Annotated in this window: 4 protein-coding genes; 1 reads left to right on the plus strand and 3 read right to left on the minus strand. The window is 43.7% G+C overall.

Features of this window, described 5'->3' with window-relative positions:
- The coding region (locus GX089_17265; protein ID NLP04246.1) for a hypothetical protein at positions 1–757 on the plus strand (757 nt) is incomplete at its 5' end.
- A 282-nt stretch (positions 758–1,039) separates the two neighbouring features.
- Here GX089_17265 and GX089_17270 read toward each other — a convergent pair.
- The 3 genes from GX089_17270 to GX089_17280 form a co-directional block, all read right to left on the minus strand.
- Complete coding sequence (locus GX089_17270) at positions 1,040–2,356, minus strand: PhoH family protein (protein NLP04247.1); 1,317 nt, start codon at positions 2,354–2,356, stop codon at positions 1,040–1,042.
- Positions 2,357–3,019: 663 nt separating this feature from the next.
- Complete coding sequence (locus GX089_17275; protein NLP04248.1) at positions 3,020–4,282, minus strand: hypothetical protein; 1,263 nt, start codon at positions 4,280–4,282, stop codon at positions 3,020–3,022.
- A 21-nt stretch (positions 4,283–4,303) separates the two neighbouring features.
- Positions 4,304–4,471 (minus strand): hypothetical protein (locus GX089_17280; GenBank protein ID NLP04249.1); only part of this gene is annotated, 168 nt, incomplete at its 5' end.

Genomic DNA, 4,471 nt, shown 5'->3' on the forward strand with positions numbered 1-4,471 from the left:
ATACGCCGCCCGATACAACAAGAAATACAAAAGAAAAGGATATCTTTTCCGGAGCAGATTCAAATCAGTTCTCTGCCAGGATCAGGACTACGCAGTTCAGCTCATTAAGTACGTGCATCTAAACCCTCTAAGGGCTGGGATGGTCAAGTCCCTTGAGGAACTAAAAGACTGCCCATTATGCGGCCATGGATTCCTTATAGGCGAAGAAGATGCACCAGGGGAAAAGTTTCAAAGCAGAGAAGAAGCGCTGTGCTTCTTTGGCGACGACGAAGAAAACGCTGTCTCAGCTTACATGGAATCCATGTCACAGAGCTGCAACTGCGAAGATATTAAAACAGCCGGTAAAATGTCTGAAACCGAAATAACCGAAATAGCCCGCTCCTGCAAAGGATCACCTGCGGTAATTGGAGATCCCGAATTTGTAAAGAATGCCCTGGAGCAGTACAAAAATCATCTGAGCAGAATACATCGAAAAGTCGACTATCCCTATGTATTAAAGAAAATCTCAATTGAGATTTGCCAGGAGTACGACATTACTGAAAGCGACCTTATGAAACGGGGGAGAAAAAACATAAGATCTCAAGCCCGAGCTGATTTCTGCTATCGTTCTCATGTGATGGAGCTTATTCCACTTTCGGTCATTGCTGAATTTCTCAGGGTCACCATCTCCCCCATCGCTGTTCTGGTTAGTAAGGGAACACCTGAAGATACTGAGGACAAAACCGTAACCTGCATACAAACGGTCTGTTCAAGTTAATTCCGGGTATCTCGGATTTGGTCTTCTTAAAGAGCAGTTCTTCAGTTGCACCACATGCGCCACAGAAAACAATTCTGAGTAGAAATTCATATTTGAGAGAATCTGCTTCTCACCATTGAATTCAGATGTGATTATCTGAGTGGAAAACTAATTCAACCATTTAATCTTTAATCCCTGGGGACAGACTACTTTTTTACTAAAAAATCTGGTCGGATCACCAGCTAAGAGGAAAAACATAGTCCGTCCCCAAAAAAGAGGAAAAAAGCAGTCTGTCCCCAACCACTAAAGCAGATTTGCTGCCAGCTCAGAAAGCTTTGATCTCTCTCCTTTGGAGAAATAGATATGTGCCGCTATATCCTGAGCCTTGAATCGCTCCACCACATAAGTAAGCCCGTTACTTGACGAGTCGATATATGGATTGTCTATCTGATACGGATCCCCGGTAATCACAATTTTAGTCCCGTCACCAACCCTGGTGATAATGGTTTTAATCTCATGAGGAGTAAGGTTCTGCGCCTCATCAATAATAAGATACTGATTGTGTATAGAACGACCCCTAATATATGTCAAGGGTTCAATTATCAGAATTCCCATATCAACCAGTTCCCTGAAACCTCTTATATGCCGGGAGGAACGGCTGTCATTACGCATAATCAGTTCCACATTGTCTACTATCGGATACATCCATGGAGTCAGTTTTTCCTCGACTGTGCCGGGAAGAAATCCGATATCTTTGCCCATGGGAAGAGTCGGACGCGATACCAGTATCCTGCTGTACACATTCTCATCAACGGTTTTGTAAAGACTGGCGGCTACAGCAAGAAGAGTTTTACCTGTGCCAGCTTTACCAACAAGGGTCACTAACTGAATGGAATCATCCATCAATGCATCCATGGCAAATATCTGTTCCCTGTTCCTGGGACTGATTCGCCATATCCCCTGACGTTCCTCGGTGGTTATCTTTACAATTGCGTTTCTGGCAGCGTCAAATTTCCCCAGGGCAAATGAGGAGCTGTCTTCACGGGAAATAAGCGTTAAATACTGATGAGGGTATAGTTTTTCTGAAGAACTAAGCACACCGCTTTCTCTGAACTTCAGAAGAGAATCATGATCAATAACCAGTTCACGGTGACCGCTGTAAAGTTCCTCAATATCCACTTTGTCAGATTCATAATCCTCTACATCAAGACCAAGGGCATCGGCTTTGATCCGCAGATTTATATCTTTGCTGACAAATATGGTGTCGATATCAGATGAATGCTCCTTAACATCCAGTGCAATAGCCAATATCATATTATCGCGATTTCTATCCCGTAGTTCATCAGGAAGCCTCATCAGGGTTGACCCGGTGCTGATCTTCACATACAGCATCCCTCCGTTCTCAAGTCTTATCCCCGATGTTACAGAGGCTTTTTTACGAAGCTCGTCAAGGTATCTTGATGCCTGGCGTGCATTGCGGCCAATCTCGCTGATATCTTTCTTGAAGTGATCAATAGCTTCCAGAACCGGAATGGGAATAATGACATTATTCACCCCGAACTTAAACAGTGCCTGCGCATCATAAAGAAGAACAGTGTTGTCAAGAATGTAGTTTTTCATTTTTTTCTGAGTCTTTTTGTAGTATTAGAAAAAACAGGTCTCTATAAAAGTAAATTTAGCCGTTTAACTATATGAATACGAAGAAAGGCATCGGGTATTTATTGATTCACTGGAACAGCAAATTCTCATTCCATTCTATTCCATATCCAATCTTCTCTGTAGAACTTCAGATATCTACTGTATCAGGATAATTTGGGGTTAAGAATTCCATAGATTCGCTGAAAGTACTTAAAAGGTAAAAACATAGTCCGTCCCCAAAAAAGTGTCCCCTGAAAGCCAAAACCGGGGACACTAATTCCTACTCCATTCCACTCCCGAATTCAGCCCTCCTGCTCGTAGAATCTTTCAGGTATCCACCTTTATCAGGATGATTTGGAGTTAAGAAGACCATAGATTCGCTGAAAGTACCTAAAAGGTAAAAAAATAGTCCGTCCCTAAAAAAACAAAAACATAGTCTGTCCCCTGAAAACCAAAACCGGGGACACTAATTCCTACTCCATTCCACTCCCGAATTTAGCCCTCCTGCTCAGTAGAATCTTTCAGGTATCCACCACTATCTGGATGGTTAGGGACTAAGTGGACCCATAGATTCGCTGAAAGTACCTAAAAGGCAAAAAAACAGTCCGTCCCCAAAAAAGTAAAAACATAGTCTGTCCCCTGCCCCTAAAACAAACCTCCCCCCTCCACTCCAGCATCTATCAGCATCTGGTAAATCCCATTCTCACGGTATCTACGCGCATAGTCAAGTGCTGTTCGGCCATGAATATTCACCGCATTAACATCTGCCCCGGAATCAATCAATAATCTCACCGCACGTGAATAGCCATTTGCACAAGCATACATAAGCGCTGTCCCCAATACCTGGTTCTGCGCATTAAGATCTGCGCCATAGAAAATCAACTCCTCCATCACATGCACATGCCCCTTCGATGCCGCCACAATAAGAGGTGTGCTCCCATAATGATTCTTCATATTTACGTCCACAGATGCCAGCATTAGAAGATCTCTTATCTTTTCCACATCACCGTTTCTTGCAGCAGTTAACAAAGGAGTATAACCATCAGGTCCCTTCTCCAGCAGCAGCTTCTCTATCTTTTGAAAACCACCCCTCATGGCTATCATCAGAGGAGTCCTGTTGCTTTGATCTTTAAGATTTACATCTGCACCAGCTTCCAGAAGCACCCCCACAATCTCGATCCGGTTTCGCAAAACCGCAGCAATCAAAGGAGTAACACCTTTACTGTCTGCAGCATTCTTATCTGCCCCGAATGCAAGTAGAAGTCTGACAAGTTCCGGAACTCCGGATTCAACTGCCATTATCAAAGCGGTCTTCTGGTTTGCATCACGGGCATTGCAGTCTGAGCCGGCCTGAAGCAGCAGCCTTGTAAGAACAATAGATTTTCTCGATATGGCATGCATCAGCGGTGTACGCCAGTTTTTGTCAACTACAAAGGGATCAGCTCCATAGTAAAGCAGCAGCGAGATCATTGCAGAATCCGACTTCTGTATTGCAAGTTGCAAAGGAGTCTCTCCATTGCTGTCCGGAAGGTTTACTGAAGCACCATGCTCAAGCAAAACCTCTGCAAGTGCCGGTTTATTGTTAATTACAGAGTAAAAAAGCGCACTCTTTCCTGACCTGTCCTGAAAATCAACCGATGCCCTGAAATTCAGCAGGACTTTCATCAGATCAGTGCATCCAATACTGGCCGATGCAATAAGCAGAGTTGTCCCGTTTGAATCCGGAATATCCGGATCCACACCGCAGGAAAGTGCTTTGTAAAGTATGGAACTGTTACATGACCACACTGCTCTGTAAATGTTGTCCGGTGAAACCAGAGCATCAGAGCATATTGTGGTATCAGATGAGGAATAGGAAAGACTGCAAAATGCAACAGCAACAAATAGTAACAGGCCTGATTTTTTCATACTTACCATCCTGAAAAAGTATCAGGTCGCCGTAACCTCATCCACTGACTGAAAAAGTGTCCGGGAATGCTTCTCAAGCTGTTCAAACCCGGTTATAACAACTCTCCCATTGTCAATTTTAAGTACACCTTTTTTCCGAAGGCGTTCAATGGCTTCCGATACATCCGAAAGCGGTATATTAAGTAAATC

It is taken from the genome of Fibrobacter sp., from assembly GCA_012523595.1.
GTDB lineage: Bacteria > Fibrobacterota > Chitinivibrionia > Chitinivibrionales > Chitinispirillaceae > JAAYIG01.